This is a genomic window from Methyloceanibacter methanicus, assembly GCF_001723285.1.
GTDB lineage: Bacteria > Pseudomonadota > Alphaproteobacteria > Rhizobiales > Methyloligellaceae > Methyloceanibacter > Methyloceanibacter methanicus.
Genome location: NZ_LPWG01000013.1, coordinates 307,322 through 330,637 on the forward strand (window position 1 = coordinate 307,322; position 23,316 = coordinate 330,637).

Here is a 23,316-nt window from a genome sequence, read left to right on the forward strand (position 1 = left end):
GGGAGCCGATAGAATGAAAGAAGTCATCGAAGAGCTGGAAATCCGCCGTGCCAAGGCGCGCATGGGCGGCGGCCAGGCCCGCATCGACGCCCAGCACAAGCGCGGCAAGCTCACCGCGCGGGAGCGGCTTCAGCTTCTTCTCGACGACAACTCGTTCGAAGAGTTCGACATGTATGTGGAGCACCGCTGCGCCGATTTCGGCATGGCGGACACCAAGGTGCCGGGCGATGGCGTCGTGACCGGCTGGGGCACGATCAACGGCCGCGTGGTCTATGTGATCGCCAAGGACTTCACCGTGTTCGGCGGCTCGCTGTCGGAGGCCCACGCCAACAAGATGATCAAGGTCCAGGACATGGCGCTGCGCAACCGCGCGCCGGTTATCGGCCTGTTCGATGCGGGCGGCGCGCGCATCCAGGAAGGCGTGGCGGCGCTCGGCGGCTACGGCGAGGTGTTCCTGCGAAACGTTCAGGCCTCGGGCGTCATCCCGCAGATCAGCGTGATCATGGGCCCGTGCGCGGGCGGCGACGTCTATTCGCCGGCCATGACCGACTTCATATTCATGGTGCGCGACACGTCCTACATGTTCGTCACCGGTCCCGACGTGGTGAAGACCGTCACCAAGGAAGAGGTGACGGCGGAGCAGCTGGGCGGGGCCTCGGTCCACACCACCAAGTCCTCCATCGCCGACGGGGCCTACGACAACGACATCGAGGCCCTTCTACAGATGCGCCGGCTCATGGACTTCCTGCCGTCGTCGAACCTGTCCGGCGTGCCGGAGATGCCGACCCGCGATCCTTGGGACCGGGAGGACATCTCGCTCAACACGCTGATCCCGGACAACCCGAACAAGCCCTACGACATCAAGGAGCTGATCCACAAAGTCGTGGACGAGGGCGATTTCTTCGAGGTGCAGGAGACGTTTGCCCGCAACATCGTGATCGGCTTCGCCCGCATGGAAGGGCGCACGGTGGGCATCGTCGCCAACCAGCCCATGGTGCTGGCGGGCGTGCTGGACTCGGACGCCTCCCGCAAGGCCGCGCGCTTCGTCCGGTTTTGCGACTGTTTCTCGATCCCGATCGTGACCTTCGTGGACGTGCCTGGCTTCCTGCCGGGCACCGACCAGGAATATGGCGGCCTCATCAAGCATGGCGCCAAGCTGCTCTTTGCTTTCACCGAGGCGACCGTGCCGAAGATCACCGTCATCACGCGCAAAGCCTATGGCGGCGCCTACGACGTCATGAGCTCAAAGCACATCCGGGGCGATCTGAACTATGCCTGGCCGTCCGCCGAGATCGCGGTGATGGGCGCCAAGGGCGCGGCGGAGATCCTCTACCGCTCCGAGCTCGGCGATCCGGAGGCGATCCAGAAGCGCATCGACGAATATCAGGCGCGCTTCGCCAATCCATTCGTCGCCGCCGAGCGCGGCTATATCGACGAGGTGATCATGCCGCAAGGGACGCGCATGCGCATCTGCCGGGGCCTGCAGATGCTGCGCAACAAGCACATCGAAAACCCCTGGAAGAAGCACGACAACATTCCGCTTTAGGGGTCGGGAGAGCAAGCGCGCCATGGAGAAGTGGAAGTGCCAACTGATCCGCAAAAAGTTCCACTATTCAATGCGGCGCGTGGATGTAGAGACCGGATTTCGAATCAAAAATTCCCACATTCCTCAAGCCCTATACAAGTATCGGACATTTGATACGAAACATACCGATGCGTTGGCTAAAGGGGAGCTTTGGTGGGTTGCGCCCGAGCTCTTCAATGATCCCTATGATTCCTTTGCGACCTTTGACACTGATAGATTCCTGGTCGAGGACATGTCGATTGACGAAGCCCTGACGCAAGTGGAAGCGCTGAAGCAAGCCTCCGAAGCGGAGGAATCCTTTGTCCCAAAGAAAATCGATAGGCCTATCCAGCATCGAGCGTGGGTAGATAAAATTCACACCGAGTTGTTCAATGACGAACGGCTGGAGGTCAGAAATGCACTGCTGCGTTCGATAAGTGCGTTCAGGGAGCAGATGAATGAGGAGATGGTCCGGTCTTTGTCCCGGCAGTCTCGTGAGGGACTAAGCGTCCTGTCGCTCTGTGAGAATCCAACCTCTGCACTTATGTGGTCACACTATTCAGACAATCATAAAGGCTTCTGTATTGCGTACGATTTTTCCGCGCTATCTCCAAAGGATCTCAGGCGTCGTCTTTGTTTTCCGGTCTTTTATCGCAAAAAGCTCGTAGACATTACGCGTTACATGGCCCGAGGAGACCTTCAGGACTTCAACAACTATTTCGGGACATACCTTTGTCTTTTGAAGAGCAATGAATGGAAGTACGAGAGAGAATGGCGGATCGTGTATCCACTCGGACCATCGGAGGCAACGAGGCCTCTGGAAATGCCAAAGCCATCAGCCATCATTCTCGGAGCGCACGTTGAACCTGCGAACCAAGCTTGGATGACGTCATTTTGCGCTGAGCGAGAAATTGCTCTGCGACAAGTGATTCAGCGTCACGACCAGTTTCGCTTTGAAATAGGAGAGGTAGGCGAAGTCAGACCCGAGCCGTTCGTTGGTTCGAAGCGGTCATGAAGCCTTGTCCTCAAACCGGGTGATGCAATGATGAGCGATGCCGAGGAAGACGAGGGCAATCGGTACCGTCGCAAGGCGAACTGTCAGAAGCTGAAGGGCATTTTCGCCAATCCGTTCGTGGCCGCAGAGCGGGGTTATATCGACGAGGTGATCATGCCCCAAGGGACCCGCATGCGGATCTGCCGGGGCCTGCAAATGCTGCGCAACAAGCACGTCGAAAACCCCTGGAAGAAGCACGACAACATTCCGCTGTAGGGGTGTGCCGCTTCTACGGTGTCATGGCCGGGGGTTGCGCTCAAGTAGGCCGAAGGCCGGTAGTGCAAGCGCGAACTCTCCGGCCGTCCACGGCTCGAAATTCTGCACGGCTGGTCTGCGTGGATGCCCGGATCAAGTCCGGGCATGACGACGAGAGGAACGCGACTCGTTGAGCTACCTTACGCCGCGAGGGGCGTGTCGTGGCGGTCGGGGCATTGGTGGACTTCGATGGTGACGTGCGACAGGCCGAGGCCGGCGAGGCGCTCCTTGTAGACGTCCGGCGCTTGCGGTGTATCCGAGACGATGGCGGCGATGACGCCCAAATGGCCTGGACCGAGCCGCCAGACATGCAAGTCCGCCACGCGGTCCAAGCCGACTTCCAAGCGCTCCTTGACGCGAGAGGCTAGGCGCCGGTCCGGGACGGCGTCGAGCAGCACCGTGGCCGCCGACTTGAGCAATCCGAACGACCAGACGCCGATCACCACGGCGCCGACAATGCCCATGATGGGGTCCATCCACACCCAGCCGTAAAGGAGGCCGGTCACGAGCGCGACCAGGGCCAGGACGGATGTGAGCGCGTCCGCAAGAACGTGGATATAGGCTGCCCGCAGATTGTGATCGTGGTCGTGACGATGCGCCTCTCCATGGTGGTGATGGTGTCCGTGATTGCCGCCCTCATGGAGCAGCCAGGCGCTGACGAGGTTGACCACGAGCCCCACGGCGGCCACGGCAATGGCCCATTCGAACCGGATCGGCACGGGATTGATCAGCCTGAGGACCGATTCATACCCGATGAGCAGCGCGATGATCGCGAGAATGATGGCGCTGGAGAAGCCGGCGAGCTCTCCAACCTTGCCGGTGCCGAAGGCGAACTGCGCATCCTGCGCATGGCGCCGGGCGTAGCGGTAGGCCAAAGCGGCGAGGACAAGCGCGCCGGCGTGTGTCGACATGTGCCAACCGTCGGCGACGAGCGCCATCGAACCGAAAATGCTGCCGGCGACGATCTCGACCACCATCATGGTTGCCGTCAGGGCCACGACGAACCATGTCCGCCGCTCGTTCTGGTCATGCTGGGATCCGAGAAAGATATGCTCGTGCCGCCAGGCATCCATCGTTTGCGTATGCATCGCCGTTCTCCTGTGCCGTCCACGACCCTCGCGCTTCGGGTCGCCCGCCATAAGAGCGGACTCGCCGAACAATTGCACGCCTGGAAGGACGCCGATGAGCGGACGGATCGGGCTCGCAACGCCATGAGGCGCCGGGCATTCCGCTCGCGGGCAAGATCAATCGCGTAGGTTTGGCCGCCTCACGGGACGGGCTGGGTGATCGTGAAGGCGCCGCGCAGGTCGCCCAGCGCAAAGCCTGTCGCCTGGTCCTCGGGGTAGAACTCCGCGATCTTCGCCTTGACCGACGGACTGACATTCGAACCGTGGCAGGTGAGGCACGGGCCTTGGGTCGGAATGGCCTTCATGTAGCGAAACACGCGCTCGCCGTCCTTCGTCGTGGTTTCGTAGTGTTCCAGCGTCGCGATGTCGGCGCCTTGGTCGATCTGGTCCTGAAACTTCAGCAACACGGACCGCTCCCAGGCGTCGGGGGCGTTCTTCGGATTCCGTAGTTTCAAGGCCGTGCGGCTCAGGGACCAGCCCGAGCTCGCCGTGTCGCGCTTCGCGATCGCGGGAGCCGAGACGTTGCACACGGCAATGGCCGTTTCGGGTCCGCCGGCCTTGATGGCCCGAACGAGCGCGCTCTTGAGCTTCTCGCCATAGGTCTTCGACAGGTGTCTCGATTGGTCGGCTCTCTCGGCTTCAGTCGGTTCGGCGTTCTCGGCGGCAGCCTCAAGTGCCGGGACGGCGAACAGGAGCATGAGGGCAACCCAGGCAGATCGGTAATTCATCGAGGAATCCTGACACGAAAGGAGACGGATCGGCGTATTCGTCCGCGCGGGCGTGCCGCGCGCGAAATGCGCCACGACGCCGAAGGTAGAAGCAAACAATCGAGCCGAGAACCCCTGGAAGGCGCGCGATAGCCTTCCCCTTTGATTTGAATCGGTTGCCGCGGTCGCTTTTCGGTGTTTCTTATGCCTGCGGGCCCTCGTGCCGCCCAAGCCGGCCGTGGGCTCCGCCGCGGCCTCACCAAGGGGAGGAGTACGGTCATGATGAGAGATGTGCCGGCATTGGCGAGTCTGGCTTTCGCTCTCCTTCTGGCCACCGCCGCCCATGCGGAAGATGCGGCCGTCACGGCCAAGTTCGCCTGCGCCGACGACAAGTCCATCGCCGCCAATTTCGGTTCGGACAATGTCGAACTCAGCCTCAGCGACGGGCGCGAAATGACCCTGCCGCAGGTCATTTCCGGCTCCGGCGCCCGCTATGCCAACAGTGATGAGAGCGTGGTCTTCTGGAACAAAGGCAACACGGCCTTCATCACCGAGGGCCCCGACGAGACCATGACCTACGCGGACTGCACGACGGACTGAGCGCCGCCGCGCGGACGACGTGGTTGGCGTACACGCTAGACCGTGCCGCAGTCGCAGCGGCACCGCGAAGGGCCCGGCCGGGCAGGAGCCATCTGCCCTATTCAGTCATCAAGTGTTGCCTTCCGGTCATTGTTGCGCCGCAGTGTTTTGTTTACGAAAACGCGCTTCGATAGGTCTTCCGGAAAAAGGGGAAATGAGATGCGGCTTGGGGCTCGCCGTTTCGGCGTGTGGGGACTGCTTGTGGCCGGTGCCGGCTTGATGGGGACGCAGGCGGATGCGGCGATCAGTTTGGCGGTGGCGCTGAAGAACTACTATGCCGAGTACGAGATCGTGCAGCAATGCGCGCGCCAGGCGCAGCTGAGCGTCGAGGATGTCGAGACGGCCGGCGCCGCGATGGCGGCGATCGAGAAATACTATTTCGGCAGGGACGACGGTCTCAACAAGGCGCATCTGAAGAAGCAGGCGATCGCCGACAAGAACGACAGCTTCAAGATCCTGGAACGCAGCGGCGAGTCGGGATTCCGGCCCTATTGCCAGATGTCGATGAACGAGCTGTTGCGCAAGGCCAAGGAAGTCGAAGCGCCTGCGGGCGCGCAGTAGCGCACGGCGCTATTGCGGGTCGGCCGATGGGCCCGAGAGGGCGGTCCGCTCCAGATACATGATCGAGGTCCGGCGCCGTCCGTCTTGCGAATAGGCGAAGGACAAGATGGCGCCGCCGAGCCGTCTTGCGTCAGCTTCCGACAGTTCCGCGGCTTCCAGGTAGAAGCGTGCCCCGGGGGGAATGGACGCCCCCGGCGCCGCAGTTCCGTCGCGCCGCTCGACCCGCAAGTTCAACGCGACCGTGTCGATGCCGAGCGCATTTGCGTCCGAATCGGGTTTCAGCACCGCCTGGATATTCTCGAGCGGCGTATTCGAGGTGTTGGTGCCGGTGAGCATGATCTTGTCCATGCCATCGGGCGCCGATGCATTCGCCAGCCATTTCACCGGTGCACCGGACATCGAGGCGGGGTTGCGTCCGCTTGCGGCGGGGCCGTCAGGATCCGATAGGACGGCGCGGCGGCCGCCTGTTGCTGGGCTGTCTCGCCTTGCTCCCGAGCTTCGTCTTGCTCGCGCATCATCGAGCGCACCGTCGGCACGGGGGTTTGGGAGGCCTGCGGCGCCTCTGTTTCGGCCGGTGGCCTGGCCGCGGCGGTGGTCTCGGCACCTTGCTGCAGCTTGAGATGAACCTCGGGCTTGCTGGGCTCTGTCGCCTCGAACCAGTTCAGTGGGTTGAGCCCGCTGGCAACAGACGACAGCCAGTCGGAGGGGTCCAACCAATTCAGGTCGATTGCGCTCAGGTCGAGCCACTCCGCCCGCGCGCCCTGATCCGCGGCCGGCGTGGAGGGGGGTGGCGCTTGCGTTGCGGCACCCATGCGGCGCGACGCTTGCCCATGCGAGGCCGCGAGGCGTTCGGCAGCGACGGCAAGGTCCTGGAGACCTGCGTCGAAGAGCGCCGGCGCTTGCGCGGCAAGGGCGTTGAAATACGGACCGGCGCTTCTGGCATTGGCGATGAAGGCGCAGCCGGCCACGAGCAGGACGGACAGCGTCGCAGAGGCAAGCGCCACCCAGGTGCGCCGCCCGCCATAGGACGCCACGAAAAGGAGAAGAAGGACGATTGCGGCAAGGAGAATATACATCTGGTGTCCCGGTCGCTCCGAGCATCATGATCTGGCCCTCATGATGGCCCGCAACCGTGGCATGAGTTCGGCGTCCGTGGCCTGCGCAATCTGGAACTTTCACAAGCTCCAGCCGGGTTCGTGCGGGGAAGATTGGTTCCGGGGGCATCCGTCGGCCGTCCGGACGCCGCCCCTGCCGGGTTGCTTGAAACAGTGCAAAAGCCCTTGTTTATCAACCGTTCATAACGCCTCGGTTAAACTATGGCGTTTGCTTCCGGGGGTGCCGAGCCAACTGGAGTAATGCCCATGTCAGGGAGACTTCTCCCCACACTGGTGTTCGGCGCGATGCTTGTTGCGGTCGCGTCTTCGGCCTTGGCGTCTTCGGCCTTGGCGTCTTCGGCCTTGGCGTCTTCGGCGTTGGCGTATTCCGGCGCCGTCAAAGGTGCGTGCAGGGCGGACTATAAGCGTTTCTGCGCGGCCCATGCGGTCGACGATCCCGGCCTGCGCCGCTGTATGGACAAAGCGGGGCACAGCCTGTCGCGGACCTGCGTGGCGGTTCTGATCAATTCCGGCGAGGTCAGCAAGTCCCGCGCGGCCCAGCGCTGGGGGCATGAGTTCTAGCGCCCGCGCGCCGAGGCCGTTTCAGGGACCCGAGCCAGGGACCCCAAAGAACCACGGAACCCATAGAAAATGCCCGCCTTCGTGAGAGGGCGGGCATCTTCATCGCGACTCTAGCGATCGATCGGACGTCGGCTAGCCTTCGTCGTCATCGTCATCGTCATCATCATCATCGTCGTCATCGTCTGCGGCAGCGCCTCTCTTCATCGGCGCGATATCCATGCTCTCGGCACCTTCAACGGTGATGGTCCCGACCATGCCGCGGTCCATCAGGCCGCGGGGACCGAACTTGTATGTCCCAGGCCGGACTGCGACGAAGAACAATTCCAGTTCGCCGCCATTCTCGAATTCCAGTTCGTCGAAGGTCACGACCTTGATCTCGACTTCGGGATCTCCGGCTTCGATCTTGCGGATCCAGATATTGCGCGCGAACTCCGGCATGACGAGCGCGTACTCGGTCAGGTCGGAGGCCTCGATCTTCCAGCGGTAGCCCTGGCCGACTTTCAACGTGTATTCGGTGGGGGTCATCTTGGTGCTGTCACCGTCGACACCAAGCTTCAGCGGCTCGAGCCGCTTCAGGCCATGGACCGCCGGGTCCAGGATCATTTTGGCCTTGGACTTCGTCTCGGCATAAGTTGCCGTGGTCAGGCCCGTCAGACCGACGCACAGGGCGAAGGCGGCAAGGATAATTGCTCGTAGCATAGGTGTTTCTTCCCTAGTTTGAACTCGTGGAACCCAGTCGCGGGCACTGGATGTTAGGCGTTCTTGGCCTTGAGGCATAAGAGAGTATTGGCATAGTGGCTTGCCAAGTTTGCTGCAAGTGTTGCCAAATCTGGAACCTTCCGGGTCAAACGCCGGTCCGGCGGGGCCCGGCAGGGCGAAGATCGCTGTTTTTGGTGTGCAAATGGGGCTACCGGCGCGCCGGATGCCATGAGCAAGACACAAACAATCGTCATGAGACGTTAAGGTTTCAGTGCTGCGTTTGGGGAATGTAGCCGCTCCGGGGGGACACGGACGGTGGGGAAATTTCCTAGCGCTGCGGGGGATTTAGCGTGATCGATCTGTACAAAATTATGGGAATCAAGCGGTCCGCGCCGCGCAAGGACATTCACAAGGCCTATCGGAAGAAAGCGAAAACGGCGCATCCGGACGGCGGGGGCTCGACCGAGGCTTTCAACCAGCTTGTTGTGGCGTACTCGGTGCTGTCCGACGAGGGGCGCCGCGCCCGTTACGACGAGACCGGCGAGATCGAACCTCAACAGCCCGACAATCTGGACGGCGGGGCCATCGAGATTATCGCCGAGAAGCTGGGGCTCGTGATCCACGCGGAGCAGGATCTGGCGTCCCTGGACGTCGGCGCCTTGATCGAAAGGGCGATTCAGGACGACATTGCCGCGCGGAAAGCCAGCGTCGCGCACCAGCAGCGGGCTGGCGAGCGACTTTCCAAGCTGCGCGGCGCGCGCAAGCGTAAAGGCGAAGGCGAGGGCGACCTGGTGGCGCGCGTGCTCGATTGGCACGAACTCGCCATTCAGGGCCAGATCAAGAAGAACGAAGGGACGATCCGCCACCTCGAGCGAGCCCTCGAAATCCTCAAGGACTACTCGTTTGCCGATGAGAGCGCCGTGGCGCCGTCGGAGGAAGTCGTCGAGGCCTTGAACGACATCCTCGTCTCGCTCGACGAGTTGGCCGCCATCCTCAATTCGAGCCCGTCCCGCGCCGAGGCCATGCCGAAAGAGGCCGAACCGACCGCTTTCGGCTAGCGGCCCGCGGACGGCTGTCTTGACCGACGCAAAGTGTTCCGCGCAGGCGCGGCACATCGTTCGTCCGGGGCCCGAGTTTGACGCACCGCCAGGCAAATCAGCCGGCGGTCTGCGGCCGGTCCGCGCGGTCTTGGCGTTTCGCCCGGCGCCCGGCGCGGCCGCGCCACCACTCCGAAACGTTGTCGCCCAACATCAGCAGGCACGGCGTCAGCAAGAGCGTAAGAATCGTCGCGAAGGTCAGACCGCCGGCAATGGAACTGGAGAGCTGCGTCCACCATTGCGTCGAGGGCGCGCCGATCGAGACATCCTGACCGATGATGTCGATGCTGATGGCGAAGACCATGGGAACGAGCCCCAAGACGGTCGTGATGGAGGTCAGGAGAACGGGGCGGACACGCTGGGCGGCGGTCCTCAGGATCGCCTCTTGCGCCGGCAGACCCTGCGATCTCAGGTCGTTATACGTATCGATCAGGACGATATTGTTGTTCACGACGATGCCGGCAAGCGCGATGATGCCGATCCCGCACATCACAATGCCGAAGGGCTGATCGGTCGCAAGCAGACCGATCATGACACCGGCCGTCGAGAAGACGATCGCACTCAGCACCAGGGCTGTCTGATAGAAGCTGTTGAACTGGGTCACCAGGATCGCAACCATCAAGAAGATGGCGATGAAGAAGGCCGAGATGAGGAAATTGGCCGCCTCGCGCTGATCCTCGTCCTGCCCTTTGAACCGCAAGGATACGGCGGGGTCGATGTCCATGTCCGCGACCGCGGCCTTGAGCTTGCGTACTTGCTCGTCGACCAGGATACCTTCGGCAACGTCAGCCTTGATTTCGAGGACACGGCGGGCGTCGGTGCGCTTGAGGAAACCCGTCTTCTGCGCGGGCTCGAAGTGCACGAAATTGCCGATCGGGACCTGACCCTTTTCCGTCGTCAAGCGCAGGCGGTCCAGTTGCTCGAGGTTGCGCTCGGCGAACGGCATGCGCAGCCGAATTTCCACCTCTTCGTCGGCATCGTCGGGCCGGTACTCGGCCACGAAGAGTCCGTTGGTGACCATGCTCACGACTTGGCCGATGAGGGTGATATCCGCGCCCTGCCGCGCGGCTCTCTCCCGGTCGACCTTCAGGCGCCACTCGATGCCGGGCAGGGGACGGCTGTCTTGAACGTCGACAAAGCCTCCGATTTGATCCATCTGTGTACGGAGTTGTTCGACGACCCCGGTCATCTTCTTCGGGTCTCGCGAGGTCACCAGAAGTTCGAGCGGCTTCCCGGCCGAGGGGCCGGCTTCCTGTTTGCGAACTTCCAGGATGACCCCGGGGATGTCGGCGGTGCGCTTGCGGACCTCTTGGAGAACCTCCGAGGAGCGGGGGCGGTTGCGCCAATTCTTCATTTCGAACTGGACGACGCCGATGACGTCTTCGGCCATCTCGTTCTGCGACGGTCCCGCGCCCGAGCCGATGGTTCTCGCGTAGACCGCGTCGAAATAAGGCATTGTCAGCAGGCGCGCCTCGACCTTGCGGACGATGGCGTCCATTTCCGTGATGGACAGGTCGCCACGGGCGCGGACTTGAACCTGACCGATATCCTGATCGACATCGGGGAAGAACTCCACGCCGCGTCCAAACAGGCCGAACGCGACATATGTTCCGATCAGGAGCGTCACCGCGACGCCCAGAACCTTGGCGGGGTGCGCGAGCAGCCCTTCCAGCGTTCGAAGATAGGCGCCGGCCATCCCGCCGATCTTGCCGAGATCGCCGTCTTCGGCGGCCCGGATGGCCTCCAGCAGGTGCGTGTTGCTCTTGTCGGCGGAGCCGATGAGGCCGCCAAGCACCGGAATGAATACAAGAGCCATCGCCAACGAGGCGGCAAGCGTCACGAGGACCGTGATCGGCAAGAACTTCATGAACTCACCGACAATGCCGGGCCAGAACAGCAATGGCAGGAACACGGCCAGCGTCGTGGCGGTGGACGCGGTGATCGGCCAGGCCATGCGTTTGGCGGCTTCCGCGTAGGCGCGCTTGGGAGCGTGACCTTCCAGCATCTTGCGATCGGCCAGCTCGGTCGTGACGATCGCGCCATCCACAAGCATGCCGACGACAAGGATCAGGCTGAACAGGACGACGATGTTCAGGGTGAGACCGATCCACGAGATGGCGAGAATGCCGGCGAGAAACGAGCCGGGGATCGCCAGTCCGACCAGGATGGCCGGCCGCACGCCGATCGCGGCGACAATCACGATCATCACGAGGGCAATCGCGGCGAGCACGTTGTTCTGAAGGTCGGCGAGGATGTCGCGGATCTGCTTCGACTTGTCCTGCATGTAGCTGACTTCGACGCCCACGGGCCAGTTGGCCTGCTCCTCGGCGACGATGGCGCGCACCTCTTCGATGGTCTCGACGATATTGGCGCCAACGCGCTTCTTGACCTCCAGGGCCAAAGCCGGATTGCCGCCGACCCGTGCGAAGCCTTGCGGGTCTTTGAAAGTCCTCCGGATGGAGGCGACGTCGCTGAATTTCACGACCGTGTCGCCGACGACCTTGACGGGCAGACTGAAGATGTCCTGGACGTCTTCGAGGACGCCGGGAACCTTGAGCACCATGCGCCCGGCGACGGACTCCATGGCGCCCGCCGCGACAAGCCGGTTGTTGCGCGCGACGGTGTTGGAAATGTCGGCGAAGGAGATGTTGTAGGTCTCGAGCGTCATCGGATCGACGACGATTTCCAGCAGCTCCTCCCGGTCGCCGCCGATATCGACATCGAGCACGCCGCTCAGACCTTCGATCTTGTCCCGGAGATCGCGGGCGATGCGCACGAGCGTGCGTTCGGGGACGTTTCCGGACAACCCGACCGTGATCACGGGGAAGAGCGCGATGTTGACCTCGTTGACGCGGGGTTCGTCGGTTTCGAGCGGCAACTCCGCCCGCGCGATGTCCACCTTCTCCCGCACGTCCTCGAGCGCCTTGTTGGAATCGAATCCGGCGTAGAATTCAAGCGTTATGGAGCCATAGCCTTCGCTCGCCATGGAGCGCATCTCCTTGATGCCCTCGATGGACTTGAGCTCCTTCTCCATCGGGCGCACGAGGAGCCGCTCGGAGTCCTCAGGCGAGATCCCCTCATAGGTCAGCGACACGTAGATGATGGGAATCTGAATATCCGGATCGGCTTCTTTCGGGATGGTCGTGTAGGCGATCGCGCCCGTCACGACGATCATGACGAACGCGAGGACAACGGTGCGTGTGCGTTCGAACGCCGCGTCGATGAGCGCATTCATTGGGCTGTCGTCGGCTCGTCGGAACGGCCTGCCGTCAGGTCCACCGATACGCCGGTCGAACTGGCGATGCCGCTGCTGTTATCTTCGTCGGCCACTTGCACCTTCTCGCCGGTCTGCACGTAGCCGTGCCCCAACGTGATGATGCGCGCCTTCGTGGGCAAGCCCGTAACCCAGGCCCCGTTGACATCCGACATGACGATGGTCGCCTCGTGGAATTCAACCCGGTCCTTGTCGTCGACCGTCTTGACCCCGAGCGCGCCGGCCTCGTTCAGAGACAGGTCGGCCGGCGACAGAAAATGCGCCAACACCGACCCGGTGGGGATCGTCGCTTCGGCACTGATGCCGGACGGTATGGCGCCGTCCGCGTTGGGCAGTTCGATTTCGACCCGAAATGTCCGGGTCCCTTGGTCCGCGCGGGCGGCGATGTACCGGATCTTGCCCTGACGCTCCTGGCCGGTCGCGAAGCTCACGGACGCGCTCTGACCGACCCGGAGATCGGTGATCTTTTGCTGGGTAATCTGAACGCTGACGACGAGAGGGTGGTTGTCGACGATCGTTGCGATCTCGCCGTTGGTGTCCACATAGGCGCCGAGTTCGACGGGGACCGACAGGACGTCGCCCTCGAACGGCGCCTTGATCTCAAGGCGCTCGAACTCGATCAGCGCTTCTTCCAGCTCGGCCTTCGCAGTCTGTAGCGACGAGTAGATCTGATCGGACTGTCTCTGGGTCTGGTAGCCCTTCTTGCCGAGGGCCTGGGCGGCATCGTAAGCGCTCTGCTGCTCGCGCACGCGCGCCTTTGCCCGCGCGATCCGCGCCTCGCGGTCATTCTCTTCCAGGCGAACGATGACGTCGCCGGCGGCCACGGCGCTGCCTTCGTCGGCCAGGATCTCGGCCACCTGTCCCATGGTCTCGGCGCGCACGGTTACAGTCCTGTTCGGCTCCGCTTGCCCTTGGGCGACGATGACCTGGGCTACGGGCTTTGCCTCTTGCGTCCGAACGGAAACCGTCATGGCGGGAAGCGTCTTCGCGTCTTCGGGCGCCGTCGCGACCTCCTTTCCGGCGGTTCGCAAGACATAGCCGCCGAGCACCCACGCGGTGAGTGCCAAGGCCAGGACTGCAGCGATGATGTATGACTTCTTCAAGGCTGAAGCCTCACTCGTTAATTTGGTGACCTGCTGCTTCCGACTACGGGGACGGCCTTACGCCGTCCCGCTTCTGCTTCGTCGAACCCTGTGTCTCCGCATCCCACGCATCGATGACATTCAAGAAGCTCTCCGTGAGCGCCTCGTAAAAGGCATCGAGTTCCTGGAGCCGCTCTTGGGCGTCCGCCATCCCCTCCGGTAGCGCGTCCCGCGTGCTCTCGATCACGTCGCGCGCGCGGCGCATCCGCCGAACCACCCCGCGCAAGATGCGCGCATAGGGCTGCTGGCCCAGCCTGAAATAGTCCTGCCGGTCACCGGGCTTTGCGTGTCGCACGATGACACCGAGATCCTCCAAGAGCCGCGTGTTGGTACTGATGCTCGCGCGACTGACGCTCAGACGTTCCGCCAGCTGTGTCAGGCTGAACGGTCCCTCATGCATGATCATGAGGCCCACAATGTGGCCGGCAATGCGCGGCAGACCCTCCGACTGGATGATCAGGCCCATCTGCTCGACGAATTCCGAGATCGCTTTGTCCGCTGTATCAGGCATGCCGAACAGGTAGGTTGTTTAGTTTGTTCAGTCAAGACTGAACAAACTAAACAAAGCCTGTTGCCCAAGCGGGGGAAGAGGCGGAGGGATCGTGAGATTGCGCCGTGGCCGAGCCGCTGTGAGGCGCTGCAAGGCGCTGCCCGGAGCCGCAGAATAGGCTCTCTGGCTAGTTTACTCGCCACGCGCTTCCCTCTAGAAAGCCTGGACGAATTTTTGGGCTGGGGACCGATGATCAAAAAACTACTCGTCGCCAATCGTGGAGAAATTGCCTGCCGGATCATGCGCACGGCGAAGCGGCTCGGGATCGAGACCGTCGCTGTCTATTCGGAGGCCGATCGCGATGCGCTGCACGTCTATATGGCCGACGAGGCCGTCGGAATCGGGCCCGCGGCCGCCGCACAGTCCTATCTTGTCATGGACAAGATCATCGCGGCCGCCAAGGAGACCGGCGCCGACGCCATCCACCCCGGCTACGGCTTCCTGTCCGAAAATGCCGCCTTTGCCAAAGCGCTGAAGAAGGCCGGCATCGTCTTTGTCGGTCCGAACCCCAAGGCCATCGAGGCCATGGGCGACAAGATCGAATCCAAGAAGCTCGCGGCGGATGCGAAGGTCTCGACCGTGCCCGGCTATCTCGGCGTGATCGAGACGCCGGAAGAAGCGGTCAAGATCGCCGACGACATTGGCTACCCCGTCATGATCAAGGCCTCGGCCGGCGGCGGCGGCAAGGGCATGCGCATCGCCTATAGCAGCGGCGAGGTGGCCGAGGGCTTTGCCTCGTCGCAGTCCGAAGCGAAATCGAGCTTCGGCGACGATCGCGTCTTCATCGAGAAATTCATCGAAGAGCCGCGCCATATCGAAATCCAGGTGCTGGGCGACAAGCACGGCAACGTCATTCATCTGGGCGAGCGCGAGTGCTCGATCCAGCGCCGCAATCAAAAGGTGCTTGAAGAGGCGCCGAGCCCGTTCCTCGATGCCAAGACCCGCGAGGCCATGGGCGCCGAGGCCGTCGCGCTGGCCAAGGCGGTGGATTACGATTCCGCCGGCACGGTCGAGTTCATCGTCGACAAGGACAAGAACTTCTACTTCCTGGAGATGAATACGCGCCTTCAGGTGGAACATCCGGTCACGGAACTCGTGACCGGGCTCGACCTTGTCGAGCAGATGCTCAAGGTCGCCAGCGGCGAGAAGCTTGCCATCAAGCAGAAGGACGTGACGCTGACGGGATCGGCCATCGAATCGCGCATCTATGCCGAAGACCCGGTGCGCAACTTCCTGCCGTCCACCGGGCGCCTGGTCCGTTTCCGGCCCCCGAAGCTCGGCACGGAGAACGGTGTGACCACGCGCCTCGACACGGGCGTGGAAGAGGGCGGCGAGATCTCGGTCTATTACGACCCGATGATCGCCAAGCTGATCACCTATGCGCCGACGCGGATCGAGGCGATCGACGAGATGGGGCGCGCGCTGGACGCCTTCGCCATTGACGGCTTCCGGCACAACATTCCCTTCCTCGCGGTGCTGATGCGCAACGCGCGCTGGCGCGCGGGCGATATCTCGACGAAGTTCATCGCCGAGGAGTTTCCGGACGGGTTTCACCCGCCCGTGCCGGAGGGACGCGTTCGCGATGTGCTTGCGACCGTCGCCGCGAGTATCGATCATCTCTCCAATAATCGCCGCCGCATGATCACCCAGCAGATGCATGGGGAGCCGGTCTGTTTTTCCGAGGTCCGTCTGGTGGAGCTCGGCGGAGGGGATCTGGTCCGTGTCAAGGTGGAGGGCCGCGACTTCCCGACGACTGCCACGCTTGGCGGGGCGGGGACGGACGAGCCGGCGCGGACGATCGTGCTCGACTCGCGCTGGTGGTTCGGCGAGCCGGTCTTCGAGGGGACCGCCGACGGCGAACCGGTTGCCGTCCAGGTCCGCTCCATACTCAACGGCGTGCATCTGACCTATCAGGGCGTGGAAGTGCCGGTCCGCGTCTTCACCGAGCGGGAGGCGAACTATCTCGCCCTCATGCCGGTGAAGGAAAAGCCGGACATGTCCAAGTTCCTGCTTTGCCCGATGCCGGGGCTCGTCGTGTCGCTCGCGGTGGAGGAAGGGCAGGAGGTGTCGGCCGGCGAAACGCTCTGTGTCGTCGAGGCGATGAAGATGGAGAACGTGTTGAAGTCCGAGGTGGACGGCACGGTCGCCAAGATTCACGCCGAACCGGGCGACAGCCTGAACGTGGACGCCGTCATCCTCGAGTTCGAGTAAGAGCGCGGGCGTGACGCCGCCTGGCACCAAGACCGTCACCGTTCGCATCGAAGGCCGCGTGCAGGGCGTCTATTACCGCGCCTGGACGGAGCAGATCGCGCGCCGCCTCGATCTCGATGGCTGGGTCCGCAATCGCCGGGACGGGAGCGTCGAGGCGGTGTTTTCAGGGCCCGCGCTGCAGGTGGACGAGATGCTCCGCCGCTGTGCCGAAGGGCCGCCCGACGCCCGGGTCACCAATGTCGTTGTGACGGATGAAGGCGGGGCGCCGCCCTCCGGGTTCCAGGTCTTGCCGACGCATTAGTCTTGCCCGCACGTCGGTCCGGCGGGCTCACGCTGTCCCGCCCAGTCCGAACACCTGCGCGAAGCTTGCCCGCAGGGCCGCATCGACGCAGGTCATCTCGGCCTCGGCGCCGAGCGCCTCCAGGCTCGTCACCGGTGTGCCGTGGAGGCCGCACGGCACGATGCCCGAGAAATGGTCGAGGTCGGGGTTAACGTTCAGGCTGACGCCATGGAACGTGACCCAGCGGCGGACGCGGATGCCGATCGATGCGATCTTGGCCTCGTCCACGAATATCCCGACCGCACCGTCCCGGCGTTCTCCCGCGACGCCGAGCGCCGCCAGGGTGGCGATCAGCCAATCTTCCAGCGCCGCCACGAAGGCCCGCACGTCGCGCCCGCGCCGATTGAGGTCGAGCATGACATAGGCCACGCGCTGGCCGGGCCCGTGATAGGTGTAACGGCCGCCGCGCCCGGCTACGTGGATCGGGAAGCGGTCCGGATCCACGAGCTCTGCCCGGTCCGCGCTCGTGCCCGCCGTATAGAGAGGCGGGTGTTCGAGCAGCCATACGCATTCGCCCGCGCGCCCCGCGGCGATGGCGTCCGCGCGGGCCTGCATGAAGGCCAGACCTGCCTCGTAAGGGACGGGCGCGGGTGCCACGATCCACTCCAAAGGCGCGGGGGCTTCGGCAGAAGGCGCAAATTGGGGCTCGAGCGAGGGTCTCATCGTCCCGCCATCTTAAGGCAAACCGCTGCCCGGCAAACCTTGCACCAAAGGGGCAGGTTTGCTAATTCAGCGCACCGAAACGAAACGGTTCGCCTGGACTAGCCGATTGGCATGGCTGGGCGGCTTTCGGAACATCTTGCGGTCGTGGCGGAATTGGTAGACGCGCAGCGTTGAGGTCGCTGTGGGGTAACTCCCGTGGAAGTTCGAGTCTTCTCGACCGCACCAACACTCATCCCAATCAGAGATCACAAACCGGCCTTCGCGGGTGGAGTTGCGCGCTTCCAAGAGAGGGCCGAAGTGCGCTGGCATGGCCATAGGGTCGGTCCAAGATCCTCAGCGCACTTTGCCGGATAACGTCAGTATGTCGGGCAAAGGCCTCCTTGCGACCAATCCTTTTCTTCGCGTGCCATTGTGCTATCTGGTCCTGTTGATCGGGCCTAAAGAGTCTCTCGTCAGGGCAAAAGGGCCATCCACGTGCAACGCCGCTCGGCAGGTTCAATCGATGCGATCGCTCCCGGCATTGAATCTTGAAGTAGCGAAGAATGACGAAGCATGCCTGCCTCGCCGCACTCCTGGCGGCGATTTCCATTTGTGGCCTATCGACCGCTATGGCACAGCCCGCGGCCGAGCCCGTGACCGACGTCTCTCAAGCGGCATCAAATCCCGCCTCAGTTTTGGGGCCTCCGACGGAAGACGGTCCGGTCCTGGTTCGGGCCAGCTTCGAGTTCCATGACATCGATGAAATCAGCGAAGAGAACGAGTCCTTCGAATTCACAGGTGTTCTAACGCTAGCGTGGCAAGACAAAAGACAGGCCTTCGACCCCGCCGCCGCAGGGGTAAGCGAAAAGGTTTACCAAGGCGACTATCAGTTCAACGAACTCGCTCCGAGCTGGTTTCCCCAAGTTGTTCTTGTCAACAGTTCCGACTCGTTCGAACAGCAAGGGGTCGTGCTCCGCGTGCAGCCGGACGGGACCCAGATCCTCAAGACGAAGCTGCTGGCCGTTGCCAAAACGAAATTCAACTTGAGGCGTTACCCGTTCGACAAACAACGGTTGGAGGCTGTTTTCGAGGTCTTGGGATTCGACGACAACCAGGTTGTGCTGGAGGTGGACCCGCAGGCTCCCGTTTCGGCGGGCAAATTGTGGGTGCCTCAATGGATCATCGCCGGTGTCAGTATGTCCGTCCGGCCCCACGCTGCATCCCATTCCGGCGGCCGGGATATCGAGTCCGCGCTCATAGCCAGCGTGGACGTGGAGCGAAAGCCGTTCTACGTCAGCCGCCTCGTCATCCTCCCTCTCATCGTGATTGTACTCCTCTCCTTTTCAGTTTTCTGGATGGATCGAGCCTCGCTGGGCGATCGGATCAGCGTCTCGTTCATCGGGATCCTGACCGCCGTCGCCTACCAAGTGGTGATGAACGACATCTTGCCCCGGATTGCCTACCCCACGTGGATCAACGCCTTCTTGAATGTCAGCTTCCTACTGATGGTTGGAACGGTCATCATAAACCTCGTGGTGGGCAGGCTTGATAAGCGTGGAAAGCACGACGTATCGCATCGTGTCGATCTCCTGTGCCGGTGGATTTTTCCGCTTTCCTATTTCGGGCTCATCCTGATCTTGTTTGGAGTGGCCTTCCTGCTCTACTAGGCCCGGCGCGCGGAAGGCGCGCCAGGGGATAGGCGCTGTTCGGCCGGAAGCGGACCTTAAGCGTGTCTCGCGTCGGTCCCGATGATCCGCTCGGCCACGCGCTCCATGGTCGTTCCTGGATCTCCGGACGGCGGTAGAGCGGGTTGTAAGGGGCGCCGGTGCGGTCGAGATAGGCCGCCTGCATGCCGGCGACCATGGCGCCGTGCGTATCCCAATCGTGCGCGGCCACGAGACGTAACGCACCGATGGGCCGGTCGAGACGGGCGGCGGCAAACGCGTAAACCTTGGGGTCGGGTTTGAAGCTGCCGGCTCCTCGACGGAGATCACCGCATCGAAGCTTCCGGTCAGCCCGGAGTTCGCGATCTGCCTGCTGATGAGGTCCAGTGACGAGTTGGAGAAGGCCACCGTCCGATAGCCGCGCGACCGCAACCGGGCCAGGGCCGGCGCAACGTCCGCATGCGGTGCGAGATTCGCGAAGGCCCCAAGGAGGTCCGACCGATCCTTCTCACCGATCATGCGTCTGTGAAGGCTGGCGAGCCGGTCCAGCGTCAGACCGGCCAACTCGGCGAATCCGGTCCTCACGCCGGTCAGCGCGCAAACGGTGGAGCCGTGCAGCAACATGGCAAACCACGTGGATGCCACGGCCGGGTCCCCGAAGATGCCTGCGAATTTCGGCCTGAGGGCCGTGAGGTCGAGGACCGTCTCATTGATGTCGAACAGCACGGTGTCGCGTGGCACGTGTCCCCCTCCTATGGGCGTCAGCCGACACTACCTGCGTTTTGCCCTCGCGTCCGCTCGCAGCGTATCGGCAAACGAGCCGTGAGGCCGCGTCGGCGCGGACGGCGCTGCGGGGATTTCGATGTCGGGGAGGGAGGTCTCAGCCGCGCGGCGGGCGGCGGCGTTCGCTGAACCACGGGCGGTAGTCGGAGGCCATCTTCCGGCGCTGGGCCACGGGCGCGCGCTTGCATGTCGCCGCTTCCTCGCTGCCCTCCAGCGCGCCCCACCGCATCTCCGCGCAATCGTTGATGTTGTACGCCATCTCGAGATCGTTGATGCGCACGAGCAGGTCGTCGAGCGACAGGGTCCAAGAGGAGCCGTCGCTTCGCGTATAGGAGAACTTGCGTGTGCTGAGCTCCGACAGGAGCGTCTCCTCCAGTTCCTTGCGGACTTCCCCCGGCGACTTGCCCGCCGGCATCGCATAGCGCTCGGGGCGCCGCTCGACACGCTCGGGGAACTTGCGCACCACATCCATGGCGATCAAGAGGCGGAGGTCGCGAGACGGCGTCGCGAAGTTCTCCCATGCGCCACTCGTTTCGAAGATCGACGGGCCGCTCGGCATCGCCACGGTCACGCGATTGCCGACCAGGAATTTGCGGCCGTTCTCGACGGACGTCACGCGCGCGTTCACTTGCTCTTCGAGGGCGGTGACGGCCTCCGTCATGGCCTTCACGGGATCGAGCGGCGCTGGCGACATCACGTCGTCCATGCGGTCGTAGAACGCTTCGACGTCGATCGTCGATTGCTGCAGCGAAAAGTCGCCGTAGTCGGGGTGCTCGGCAATCTGCGCATTGGTCAGACGCCGCAACGTGCCGTTGGCGTTCCGCTCGATGGGCCGAATGCGCTTGAAACCCGGGCCGCCGAGCGCGGGATTCTGCGCAAACAGGAAGTTGCCGCGCCAGAAGCGTTTGCGGGCGACGGTGCCGTCCGGCTGTCCGTCAACCGCAAGGAACACACCGGCGCCTTCGTCGGTCTGCGGGACGCGCTTCACCAGCATGAGAATGTGCCCATAGGGATCCGCGTAGATCGTTCCGGGACGCAGTGCTTCGCGCGTCAGCGGCACCGGATAGAAATCGGTGTCGTCGTCATCGTTGGCCGTCCGGCCGTTACCCGAATGCACGCCGTCCGCGACCGTCCGGCTCAGATAGTGCTGAAAGCCCGGGACCAGGCCTTTCGGCCTTGCCGGCACGCGGTAGCGGACCGGCGCGGGCCTGGACGCGCTCCCGAACAGACTGTTCGATCGGGCACTCCCGCCCCCGGCTGTGCCGACGGGCAACGGCTCTTCCTGCACGATGTTCCACCATTTCGGGCATCGTGGCGGTCTGCCGCCGTCGCCGCGCGTGCACTTTGCATAGCCGAACGGCAATCCCATCTTGAAGGCAAAATAAGCCCGCAAGAAATAGGGGAGGTCCGCGCAATCCGGCCGGATGGTCGCGCGCGTCTGGTCCTCGCGCAGGCCGAGATGGTTGAACAAGACGTTTCGCGAATCGTCGTGCAGAACCTCGCCCAAGGCCTTCCACGACAGGTCTTCGTCGAGCGGCGCGTCGAACAGGATCTGGAGCCAGGCCGAATAGAGATTTTCGTTGGCGCGATCCCACGAGTCGCGCAAGGGCCAGACGGCCTTGCTGCCACCCGGGCCCCGCGGCCGCTTAGCCGCGACTTCGATCTCGCGCGTGACGTCGCGGCAGTCCGGGGTCGCGCCGTCCCGCGTGAGCTTGGCTTGCCACGTGCCGGCCTCGGGGGCGGCGACTTCGGCGTGCCAGAAATAGGGGGGCCCGCCCTGCCGGCCGGAGGTCTGGGCCACGACTTTGCCTGAAGGCGCGATCAGCGTCAGTGCGCCGTCTTGCGGCTTCTCGGTGGCGACAACGACGCGCAGCGGCGCCCCTTTCCAGGGCGCGACCGGCGTCGACAGCAGCGCCAATCCGAATTCTTCGCAGACAGAAGCCGCGTCCTCGGCCCTCGCCTGCGTTTGCAGGAGAGCGACCAGGGCACAGGCGACCAGGAATGGCGTGATCGCAGCACATACACTGGGCTGGCGTACAGGCAGCATGGACCCTCCGTCCCGACTCCCTCGGCCGATGGCCAAAGCTACCGCGAAAACGGTGGTGACAAAACCTCAAATACACGCTTTCCGCGCGCACGGACCCCCGCGGTGGGTAGTTTGGGGAAAACAAGCGACAGGGCCGTCTCGGGAGCGGTCTCAAGTCCCATTGCAACCCGATCGCGAATCGCGCCAAACGCATCCTTGCCCTTAAGGTCCATCACGCCATTCTTGCCGGTGCCGCGGGCGCTGGCCTAGGCTGCAGTCCGAATGCTCGACCCCGTCTTCTCGTTCTTTGCCAATTTCTCCGACTACGAGCGTGTCCTGTCGGCGACGATGGTCACCTTTTCCATGCTTGGCATGGGGGCGACGCTGACGGTTCGCGACTTTGCGAACACGCTCGTCGCCTGGCGGGGACTGGCGGTCGGCCTCGTCGTGCAACTGGTGCTGGTCCCGATCTGGGCGGGGCTGACGATGTTCGTCGTCGGACTGGTGCCCGAGGACTTTGGCGGCTTGTCGTTCGCGGGCGCCGTCGGCATCGCGACGGGGATCGCCCTGATCGCGGCGATGCCTGGCGGTTCGCTCTCGAACCTGCTCACCTTCATCGGCAACGGTAATGTCGCCCTGTCCGTGTCCTTGACGGCGATCACGACGTTCATCTGCCTCTTCGCGACGCCGATCGTGCTGGCCGCGCTCGTGACGGTTCAGGTGCCCGGCGATTTCGAAATCGATACGTCGCAGATCATGTTGGACATCGGCCTGTTCCTGATCGTGCCGCTGCTTGTCGGCATGATCGTCCGGCGGTGGACGCACTCAAAGCAGCAGATCCTGTTCACGAAATACATGGTGCGCGCGAGCCTCTTCCTGCTTGGGGTGATCATCGTCGGGTCGCTCGGGGCAGGGCGGCTGCAATTCGCCCCTTATGGCTGGCTGGGGCCGGCCATCATCATCGTGTTCGGCGTCGGCGCGCTCCTTGTGACGCGCCTTTGCGCCTTTGCCTGCGGCATGATCGAGCGCGATACGCTTGCGATCGTCATCGAAGTCGTCGTGAAAAACGGGCTGCTCGCGCTCCTGGTCGTGACGTCGATGTTCCCGAGCCGCGTGCTGGTGTCCGCGGACAGCCAAACGGGCGACCTGATCGCGGCCGCGCATGACGGTTGCATCTTCGTCGTGTTGTTCTTCAGCGGCTTCGCCCTGGTGGCCGGCTCGGTGACGTCGCTCCGCAGGCATAAGGCGCGCGCGCAGCAGGGCGAGGCCGCAGCCTAGCTCGGAGAGCCGCGGCCCGCGCGCGCC

21 protein-coding genes, 1 tRNA gene and 1 pseudogene are annotated in these 23,316 nt (G+C 63.3%); 12 read left to right on the forward strand and 11 right to left on the reverse strand.

The window, feature by feature from the left end; genetic code table 11:
* Nucleotides 1–13 precede the first annotated feature (13 nt).
* Genes AUC68_RS13375 through AUC68_RS13385 form a run of 3 tightly spaced genes read left to right on the forward strand, consistent with a single transcriptional unit; the run spans nt 14 to nt 2,834 of the window.
* On the forward strand, nt 14–1,546 hold the full coding sequence (locus AUC68_RS13375) for an acyl-CoA carboxylase subunit beta (protein ID WP_069438100.1): 1,533 nt from the start codon (nt 14–16) through the stop codon (nt 1,544–1,546).
* A 22-nt stretch (nt 1,547–1,568) separates the two neighbouring features.
* On the forward strand, nt 1,569–2,579 hold the full coding sequence (locus AUC68_RS13380) for a DUF2971 domain-containing protein (protein WP_069438101.1): 1,011 nt from the start codon (nt 1,569–1,571) through the stop codon (nt 2,577–2,579).
* 30 nt (nt 2,580–2,609) lie between these two features.
* Nucleotides 2,610–2,834, forward strand: a complete 225-nt coding sequence (locus AUC68_RS13385) for a carboxyl transferase domain-containing protein (RefSeq protein ID WP_425283236.1) — start codon at nt 2,610–2,612, stop codon at nt 2,832–2,834.
* Between the two features lie 179 nt (nt 2,835–3,013).
* On the opposite strand, the gene dmeF is transcribed toward AUC68_RS13385, so the two are convergent.
* Together dmeF and AUC68_RS16860 are read right to left on the reverse strand one after the other, a co-directional pair.
* Nucleotides 3,014–3,961, reverse strand: coding sequence for a CDF family Co(II)/Ni(II) efflux transporter DmeF (dmeF, locus tag AUC68_RS13390; RefSeq protein ID WP_069438189.1), 948 nt, complete (start codon nt 3,959–3,961; stop codon nt 3,014–3,016).
* Nucleotides 3,962–4,140: 179 nt separating this feature from the next.
* Nucleotides 4,141–4,728, reverse strand: a complete 588-nt coding sequence (locus AUC68_RS16860; RefSeq protein ID WP_069438190.1) for a Tll0287-like domain-containing protein — start codon at nt 4,726–4,728, stop codon at nt 4,141–4,143.
* Nucleotides 4,729–4,986: 258 nt separating this feature from the next.
* Here AUC68_RS16860 and AUC68_RS13400 point away from each other — a divergent pair, with 258 nt between their 5' ends.
* Both AUC68_RS13400 and AUC68_RS13405 read left to right on the forward strand, forming a co-directional pair.
* Nucleotides 4,987–5,307, forward strand: coding sequence for an MliC family protein (locus AUC68_RS13400; RefSeq protein WP_204377035.1), 321 nt, complete (start codon nt 4,987–4,989; stop codon nt 5,305–5,307).
* Nucleotides 5,308–5,505: 198 nt separating this feature from the next.
* The gene (locus AUC68_RS13405; RefSeq protein WP_069438104.1) at nt 5,506–5,907 is read left to right on the forward strand and encodes a hypothetical protein; all 402 of its coding nucleotides are present in this window, start codon (nt 5,506–5,508) and stop codon (nt 5,905–5,907) included.
* Nucleotides 5,908–5,916: 9 nt separating this feature from the next.
* Here the strand turns inward: AUC68_RS13405 and AUC68_RS13410 are convergent, their stop codons facing one another.
* Together AUC68_RS13410 and AUC68_RS13415 are read right to left on the reverse strand one after the other, a co-directional pair.
* A complete protein-coding gene (locus AUC68_RS13410; RefSeq protein WP_141701284.1) occupies nt 5,917–6,306 on the reverse strand; it encodes a hypothetical protein in 390 nt (129 codons plus the stop codon).
* Nucleotides 6,288–6,983 (reverse strand): hypothetical protein, encoded by a 696-nt coding sequence (locus tag AUC68_RS13415; protein ID WP_069438106.1) that lies wholly within the window; start codon nt 6,981–6,983, stop codon nt 6,288–6,290. Before AUC68_RS13415 ends, AUC68_RS13410 begins: the two co-directional genes overlap by 19 nt.
* A gap of 285 nt (nt 6,984–7,268) precedes the next feature.
* Here AUC68_RS13415 and AUC68_RS13420 point away from each other — a divergent pair, with 285 nt between their 5' ends.
* A complete protein-coding gene (locus AUC68_RS13420) occupies nt 7,269–7,583 on the forward strand; it encodes a hypothetical protein (RefSeq protein ID WP_141701285.1) in 315 nt (104 codons plus the stop codon).
* 132 nt (nt 7,584–7,715) lie between these two features.
* Here AUC68_RS13420 and AUC68_RS13425 read toward each other — a convergent pair whose 3' ends face one another.
* Nucleotides 7,716–8,282, reverse strand: coding sequence for a cupredoxin domain-containing protein (locus tag AUC68_RS13425; RefSeq protein WP_069438107.1), 567 nt, complete (start codon nt 8,280–8,282; stop codon nt 7,716–7,718).
* Between the two features lie 350 nt (nt 8,283–8,632).
* On the opposite strand from AUC68_RS13425, the gene AUC68_RS13430 reads away from it, so the two are divergent.
* On the forward strand, nt 8,633–9,340 hold the full coding sequence (locus tag AUC68_RS13430) for a DnaJ domain-containing protein (protein ID WP_069438108.1): 708 nt from the start codon (nt 8,633–8,635) through the stop codon (nt 9,338–9,340).
* A 97-nt stretch (nt 9,341–9,437) separates the two neighbouring features.
* Here the strand turns inward: AUC68_RS13430 and AUC68_RS13435 are convergent, their stop codons facing one another.
* The 3 genes from AUC68_RS13435 to AUC68_RS13445 are packed head-to-tail and all read right to left on the reverse strand — an operon-like array spanning nt 9,438 to nt 14,306.
* Nucleotides 9,438–12,614: an efflux RND transporter permease subunit gene (locus tag AUC68_RS13435; protein ID WP_069438109.1), complete on the reverse strand. Its 3,177-nt coding sequence runs from the start codon at nt 12,612–12,614 to the stop codon at nt 9,438–9,440.
* Nucleotides 12,611–13,756, reverse strand: coding sequence for an efflux RND transporter periplasmic adaptor subunit (locus tag AUC68_RS13440; protein WP_069438110.1), 1,146 nt, complete (start codon nt 13,754–13,756; stop codon nt 12,611–12,613). The genes AUC68_RS13435 and AUC68_RS13440 overlap by 4 nt, the downstream gene beginning before the upstream one ends.
* A gap of 43 nt (nt 13,757–13,799) precedes the next feature.
* Nucleotides 13,800–14,306, reverse strand: coding sequence for a GbsR/MarR family transcriptional regulator (locus tag AUC68_RS13445; protein WP_069438111.1), 507 nt, complete (start codon nt 14,304–14,306; stop codon nt 13,800–13,802).
* 228 nt (nt 14,307–14,534) lie between these two features.
* Here AUC68_RS13445 and AUC68_RS13450 point away from each other — a divergent pair, with 228 nt between their 5' ends.
* Nucleotides 14,535–16,556, forward strand: a complete 2,022-nt coding sequence (locus AUC68_RS13450; protein ID WP_069438112.1) for an acetyl-CoA carboxylase biotin carboxylase subunit — start codon at nt 14,535–14,537, stop codon at nt 16,554–16,556.
* Nucleotides 16,557–16,566: 10 nt separating this feature from the next.
* A complete protein-coding gene (locus tag AUC68_RS13455) occupies nt 16,567–16,857 on the forward strand; it encodes an acylphosphatase (RefSeq protein WP_069438113.1) in 291 nt (96 codons plus the stop codon).
* 27 nt (nt 16,858–16,884) lie between these two features.
* On the opposite strand, the gene lipB is transcribed toward AUC68_RS13455, so the two are convergent.
* On the reverse strand, nt 16,885–17,559 hold the full coding sequence (lipB, locus tag AUC68_RS13460) for a lipoyl(octanoyl) transferase LipB (protein ID WP_069438114.1): 675 nt from the start codon (nt 17,557–17,559) through the stop codon (nt 16,885–16,887).
* A 138-nt stretch (nt 17,560–17,697) separates the two neighbouring features.
* Here lipB and AUC68_RS13465 point away from each other — a divergent pair.
* Together AUC68_RS13465 and AUC68_RS13470 are read left to right on the forward strand one after the other, a co-directional pair.
* A tRNA-Leu gene (locus AUC68_RS13465) sits at nt 17,698–17,784 on the forward strand.
* Nucleotides 17,785–18,101: 317 nt separating this feature from the next.
* Nucleotides 18,102–19,205 carry a ligand-gated ion channel gene (locus tag AUC68_RS13470; RefSeq protein WP_069438115.1) on the forward strand — a complete coding sequence of 368 codons (1,104 nt, stop codon included), beginning with the start codon at nt 18,102–18,104 and terminating at the stop codon, nt 19,203–19,205.
* 294 nt (nt 19,206–19,499) lie between these two features.
* Here AUC68_RS13470 and AUC68_RS18810 read toward each other — a convergent pair.
* Both AUC68_RS18810 and AUC68_RS13475 read right to left on the reverse strand, forming a co-directional pair.
* A pseudogene (locus AUC68_RS18810) lies at nt 19,500–19,943 on the reverse strand (HAD family hydrolase); the annotation flags it as partial.
* A gap of 139 nt (nt 19,944–20,082) precedes the next feature.
* Entirely contained in the window at nt 20,083–22,032 is a 1,950-nt protein-coding gene (locus AUC68_RS13475; RefSeq protein WP_069438116.1) for a hypothetical protein, read from the reverse strand.
* Nucleotides 22,033–22,293: 261 nt separating this feature from the next.
* Here AUC68_RS13475 and AUC68_RS13480 point away from each other — a divergent pair, with 261 nt between their 5' ends.
* Complete coding sequence (locus AUC68_RS13480) at nt 22,294–23,289, forward strand: bile acid:sodium symporter family protein (protein WP_069438117.1); 996 nt, start codon at nt 22,294–22,296, stop codon at nt 23,287–23,289.
* Nucleotides 23,290–23,316: the final 27 nt, after the last annotated feature.